The following is a 6,049-nucleotide window of genomic DNA, read 5'->3' on the forward strand; positions in this document are numbered from 1 at the left end:
TGGTGGCCGTGGAGCTCACCGAGGGTGGGGCGCGGTTGGGCGGGTCGACGGTGCCGCTGCCGCGCACCGCGGTGACCGCGCTCGGCGCGGAGGGGGCGCGCACCGCCACGCTGGGGTTCCGCCCCGAATCGGTGGAGCTGGTCGGCGCCGGGGAGGGGTTCCCGGTGGAGGTGGTGGTGGTCGAGGAGCTGGGCTCAGATGCCTACGCCTACGGCACGCTGCACGCCGCCGACGCCGGGGGTGTGGTCGGCGGTGAGGACAAGCTGCTGACGCTGCGGGTGGATGCGCGCAAGCCGCCGGCCAAGGGTGAGGTGGTGCACGTGGCGATCCGCCCGGGGGAGGCGCACGTGTTCTCCCCGGAGACCGGGCTGCGGGTCTCCCAGGACGAACGCTGACCCCCCGACGCTGAGCACGCAGCAGGGCCCCCGGACACCCGTCCGGGGGCCCTCCGCCGTTTAGGGTCGAGCACGTCCCACCGGGCCGGGACCGCGGCTACAGTGCGCGCCGTGGTCCTCGCCGCCGCCCTGCTGGTGCTCGCCGGCGTCGGCCTGTTCGTCCTCGGCGTGATGACCGCCGCCACCGCCTGGTACTGGGCCTGCGTCGGCGCCTGCGCCCTGGCCACCGCGCTGCTCGTCGTCGCCCGGCTGCGCGCCCCGGCCGAGGCCGGTGTCCCCGCCCCGCGGACCGACGAGCGCCCGGCGGCCGAGCCGGCCCGGCGGCCCGAGCCGGCCCCGGCGGCCGACGGGGAGGAGTCCGCCGCCGCGCCGGGAGCGGAGGACCGCCCGCGTCCCCGGCCCGCCCCCGCGTCGACGGGGCCGCAGCCGGTCGCGGCACCGGCCGGCAGGCGCGGCAGGGGAGCCACCGGACCGGACGCCGACCCGCCGGAGGAGGACGAGGAGGTCACCGACCTGCTGCTGGTGGTCGACCTCGACGACGAGGTGCGCGTCGTCGACGAGCACCCCCGCTACCACCTCGCCGACTGCGCCTGGCTGGCCGGCCGGGAGACGGTGCCGCTGCCGGTGCGCGAGGCGCGCGCCGACGGGTTCACCGCCTGTGCGCGGTGCGGCCCCGACGCCCACCTCGCCCACCGCGAGCGCGCCCGCCGGGCCGCCCGCCGGGGCTGAGTTCCGCCGAGCGGCCCGGCGGCGTGCTCAGCCGGTGGCGCGGGCGAGCCAGAAGCGCGACCCCGACGGGCCCTCCACCCCGGCGCCCGCACCGGCGGTGCCGGCGTGCACCCGGGTGGCGAGCACCTCGCCGGCCACCTGGTCGCCGTGCTCGGCGAGCGCCTCGCCGATCGGGCCCTCCGCGGTCCACCACAGCTCGATGCGGTCGCTGACCGACAGGCCGGCGTTCTTGCGCGCCTCCTGCACCAGCCGCACGACCTCGCGGACCATCCCGGCCCGCTCCAGCTCCGGCGTCATGGTCAGGTCGAGGGCCACGCTGAGCCCGCCGCCGCTGGCCACCGTCCAGCCCTCGCGCGGGGTCTCGGTGACCACCAGGTCGCCGTCCTCCAGCGGCACCGCCTGCCCGTCGACGTCGACGGTCGCCGTACCGGCCCGGTAGGCGGCCACCAGCGCGGCCGGGTCGGCGGCGGCGACGGCCTTCGCCACCGCCTGGACCTGCCGGCCCAGCCGCCGGCCGACGGCGCGGAAGTCGACCTTCACGCTGACGTCGACCAGGTCACCGCCGACCGACGACAGCTCGGCCAGCTCGGCGACGTTGAGCTCGTCGGCGACCTCGGCCACCAGGTCGCGGTCCAGCGACGCCCAGCCGGGGGCGGCGACCAGCGCGCGGGCCAGCGGCTGGCGGGTGCGCACCTTCGCCGAGGTCCGCGCCGCCCGGCCGAGCTCCACCAGCCGGCGGACCAGGTCGACCTGCGCGACCAGCTGCGGGTCGCGGGCGTCCTCGTCGACGGCGGGCCAGGAGGCCAGGTGCACCGAGTCCGGCGCGTCCTCGCCCAGCCCCGGGCGGGCCACCCGCGACCACACCTCCTCGGTGACGAAGGGCGTGAACGGCGCCATCAGCCGGGTGAGCCCGTCGACGACCTCGTGCAGCGTGCCCAGCGCCGAGGGGTCGCCGTCCCAGAACCGGCGCCGCGAGCGGCGCACGTACCAGTTGGACAGGTCGTCGACGAACTGCGCCAGCAGCCGGCCGGCGCCCTGGGTGTCGAAGCCCTCCAGCGCGTCGGTGACACCCTCGGTGACCGCGGCCAGCTGCGCCAGCGCCCAGCGGTCGAGCAGCGGCCGCTCCGCGCGCGGCGGGGCGGGGGAGACGGCCGGGTCCCAGCCGTTGGTCTCGGCGTAGAGGGTGAGGAAGCTGGCGGTGTTCCAGTAGGTCAGCAGGACCTTGCGGACCACCTCCGACAGCGTCTCGTGGCCGACCCGGCGGGCCGCCCACGGCGAGCCGCCGGCCAGCATGAACCAGCGGACGGCGTCGGCGCCGTGCCGGTCCATCAGCGGGATCGGCTCGAGGATGTTGCCCAGGTGCTTGCTCATCTTGCGGCCGTCCTCGGCGAGGATGTGGCCCAGGCACAGCACGTTCTCGTAGGAGCTGCGGCCGAACACCAGCGTCCCGACGGCCATGAGCGTGTAGAACCAGCCGCGGGTCTGGTCGATGGCCTCGGCGATGAACTGCGCCGGGTAGGCCGCCTCGAACTGCTCCCGGTTGCGGTGCGGGGCGCCCCACTGCGCGAAGGGCATCGAGCCGGAGTCGTACCAGGCGTCGATCACCTGCCGGACCCGCCGGTAGGTGCCCTCCTCACCGGGGCGGGTGAAGGTCACCTCGTCGATGAAGGGCCGGTGCGGGTCGAGGCCCGCGAGGTCGCGCCCGGTGAGCTCGGACAGCTCGGCCAGCGAGCCGACGGCGACCAGCCGGGTGGGGTCGGCGTCGTTGCGCCAGATCGGCAGCGGGGTGCCCCAGAACCGGTCGCGGGAGAGCGCCCAGTCGACGTTGTTGTTCAGCCAGTCGCCGTAGCGGCCCCACTGGATGGTCTCGGGGTGCCAGTGGGTCTTCTCGTTCTCGGCGAGCAGCTGGTCCTTGATGGCGCTGGTGCGGATGTACCAGGACGGCTGCGCGTAGTACATCAGCGGCGTGTGGCAGCGCCAGCAGTGCGGGTAGCTGTGCTCGTAGCTCTGCTCGCGCCACAGCACGCCGCGCCGCTGCAGGTCGGCGACGAGGGCGTCGTCGGCGGCCTTGAAGAACCGGCCGCCCACCAGCCCGACGTCGGGCAGGAAGTGCCCCGCGGCGTCGATCGGGTTGACCACCGGCAGGCCGTAGGCACGGGCGACGGCGAGGTCGTCGGCGCCGAACGCGGGGGACTGGTGCACCAGCCCGGTGCCGTCGTCGGTGGTGACGTAGTCGGCCAGGACGACGAAGTGGGTGTCCTCCCCGTCGGGGAAGTCGACCAGCTCGAACGGGCGCCGGTAGTGCACCCCCTCCCAGTCGCGGCCGGTCGTGCGGGCCAGCACCTCGACGTCCTCGCCCACCGCCGCGGCGACCAGCGGCTCGGCGACGACGAGGACGGCGTCGCCCGTGCGCACGACGAGGTAGGGGACGTCGGGGTTGACCGCGACGGCGGTGTTGCTCGGCAGCGTCCACGGCGTCGTCGTCCAGACCAGCAGGTCGGCCTTCCCGGCCCACTCGCCGTCGGTGACCGGCAGCCGGACGTACACCGAGGGGTCGGTGATGGACTCGTAGCCCTGGGCGACCTCGTGGTCGGAGAGCCCCGTGCCGCAGCGCGGGCAGTACGGGGAGACCCGGTGGTCCTCCACGAGCAGGCCCTTGTCGAAGACCTGCTTGAGCGACCACCAGACGCTCTCGATGTAGCTCGGGTCCATCGTCCAGTAGGCCGTGGACATGTCCACCCAGTAGCCCATCCGGCGGGTGAGCTCGGTGAAGTCGGCGACGTGCCGCTCCACCGACTCCCGGCAGCGGGCGTTGAACTCCGCGATGCCGTAGCGCTCGATGTCGGGCTTGCCGGCGAAGCCGAGCTCCTGCTCGACGGCGATCTCGACGGGCAGGCCGTGGCAGTCCCAGCCGGCGCGGCGGGGCACGTGCCAGCCCTGCATGGTCTTGAAGCGGGGGAAGACGTCCTTGAACGCCCGCGCCTCGATGTGGTGGGTGCCGGGGCGGCCGTTGGCCGTCGGCGGGCCCTCGTAGAAGACCCACTGCGGCCGGCCGGCGGTGGCCTGCAGCGACCGGGCGAAGACGTCGGCGTCCTCCCAGCGGCGCAGCACGTCCTGCTCCAGCGCGGGCAGGTCGACCTGGGGCGGCAGCGCACGGAAGGGAGAGCTCACGTCCCCATTGTCCCCGAGCCGTCGAGCGTGTTCGGCCGCCGGGGCGGGTGGCCGGGCGGGCGGGTACGGGAGACTGCGCCCGTGGTCGGGAGCCGGCGGTGAACGACACGGTCACCGTCGCGCTGGCCGTCGGGGCGCTCGTCGTCCTGGTCGCCGCCGTCGCGCTGCGGATCGCCGACCGGCTGGGCCTGCCCAGCCTGCTGCTGTACCTGGCGTTCGGGGTCGCGCTGGGGGAGAGCGGCCTGGGCATCGAGTTCGAGGACGTCGCGCTCACCCAGACCCTCGGCGTCGCCGCGCTGGTGGTCATCCTGGCCGAGGGCGGGCTGACCACCCGCTGGGCCGACGTCCGGCGGGCGGTCGGCCCCGGGCTGTCGCTGTCGACCGTCGGCGTGGTGGTCAGCGTCGCGACGACGGCGGCGGTCGGGGTGTGGCTGCTCGGGCTGGACTGGCAGTTCGCGCTGCTGCTCGGCGCCGTCGTCAGCTCCACCGACGCCGCCGCCGTCTTCGCCAACCTGCGCCGGCTGCCGCTGCCGCGCCGCATGGTGGCGGCGCTGGAGGTGGAGAGCGGACTCAACGACGCCCCGGTCATCCTGCTGGTCGCGGCGCTGTCGGAGACGCTCACCGGCGGCGAGGAGCACCCCTGGTGGGTGACCGCGGCCGAGGTGGTCGCCGAGCTGGCCGGGGGCGCGGTGGTCGGGCTGGCGCTGGGCGCCGGCGGCGCCTGGCTGCTGCGCCGCTCGGCGCTGCCGCTGTCGGGGTTCTATCCCCTGGCGACCCTGGCGCTGTGCGTGCTGGCCTTCGCCTCGGCCGACCTGCTGCACACCTCCGGGTTCGTCGCGGTGTACCTGTGCGGGCTGGTGCTCGGCAACGCGGCGCTGCCGCACCGGTCGGCGAGCATCGGCTTCGCCGAGGGGATGGCCACCCTCGCCCAGATCGGGCTGTTCGTGCTGCTCGGCCTGCTGGTCTCACCCGCCCGGCTGCCCGGCGTCCTCGGCTTCGCCCTGCTGGTCGGCGCCGCGCTGCTCCTGGTGGCGCGGCCGCTGTCGGTGGTCGCGAGCCTCGCGTGGTTCCGGGTCCCGTGGCCGCAGCAGGTGTTCGTGTCCTGGGCGGGCCTGCGCGGCGCGGTGCCGATCGTGCTGGCCACCGTCCCGCTCACCGCGCAGGTGCCCCGCGCCACCCTCGTCTTCGACACCGTCTTCGTGCTCGTCGTCGTGTTCACCCTGGTGCAGGGCACGTCGCTGCCGTGGCTGGCCCGCCGGCTGGGCATCGCCGCACCGGTCACCCCGCGGGAGGTCGAGGTCGAGTCGGCGCCGCTGGAGGAACTCGACGCCGAGCTGATGCAGCTGCGGGTGCCCGAGGGGTCGCGGCTGCACGGCGTCTACCTGCCCGAGCTGCGGCTCCCCGACGACGCCGCGGTGGTGCTCATCGTCCGCGACGGCCGCTCGTTCGTGCCCGACTCCCACACCCGGCTGATGCGCGGCGACCAGGCGCTGCTGGTCTCGGCCCGCCGCTCGCGACCGGAGGCCGAGCGGCGGCTGCGGGCGGTCAGCCGGGCGGGGCGGCTGGCGACCTGGCGCGGCGAGCAGGGCTCGGCCACCGGAGCCGACTGACGCACCCCTCCGGGCGCCCGGGTCGTGGGGGGGGGGGGGGGGGGGGGGGGGGGGGGGGGGGGGGGGGGGGGGGGGGGGGGGGGGGGGGGGGGGGGGGGGGGGGGGGGGGGGGGGGGGGGGGCCGGGGGGGCGGGGTCTGGCTGA

Annotated in this window: 4 protein-coding genes; 3 read left to right on the top strand and 1 reads right to left on the bottom strand. The window is 76.0% G+C overall.

All coding sequences use genetic code 11. The features are described from left to right. Together ACI780_RS24335 and ACI780_RS24340 are read left to right on the top strand one after the other, a co-directional pair. Positions 1–395 (top strand): TOBE domain-containing protein (locus tag ACI780_RS24335; protein WP_457006062.1); only part of this gene is annotated, 395 nt, incomplete at its 5' end. 111 nt (positions 396–506) lie between these two features. After that, positions 507–1,124: a hypothetical protein gene (locus tag ACI780_RS24340; protein ID WP_457006063.1), complete on the top strand. Its 618-nt coding sequence runs from the start codon at positions 507–509 to the stop codon at positions 1,122–1,124. A 27-nt stretch (positions 1,125–1,151) separates the two neighbouring features. On the opposite strand, the gene ileS is transcribed toward ACI780_RS24340, so the two are convergent. Further along, positions 1,152–4,295, bottom strand: a complete 3,144-nt coding sequence (gene ileS / locus ACI780_RS24345) for an isoleucine--tRNA ligase (RefSeq protein ID WP_457006064.1) — start codon at positions 4,293–4,295, stop codon at positions 1,152–1,154. A gap of 98 nt (positions 4,296–4,393) precedes the next feature. On the opposite strand from ileS, the gene ACI780_RS24350 reads away from it, so the two are divergent. Further along, positions 4,394–5,905 (top strand): potassium/proton antiporter, encoded by a 1,512-nt coding sequence (locus ACI780_RS24350; protein WP_456873199.1) that lies wholly within the window; start codon positions 4,394–4,396, stop codon positions 5,903–5,905. The last annotated feature ends 144 nt before the right edge of the window (positions 5,906–6,049 follow it).

It is taken from the genome of Geodermatophilus sp. SYSU D00814, from assembly GCF_054050055.1.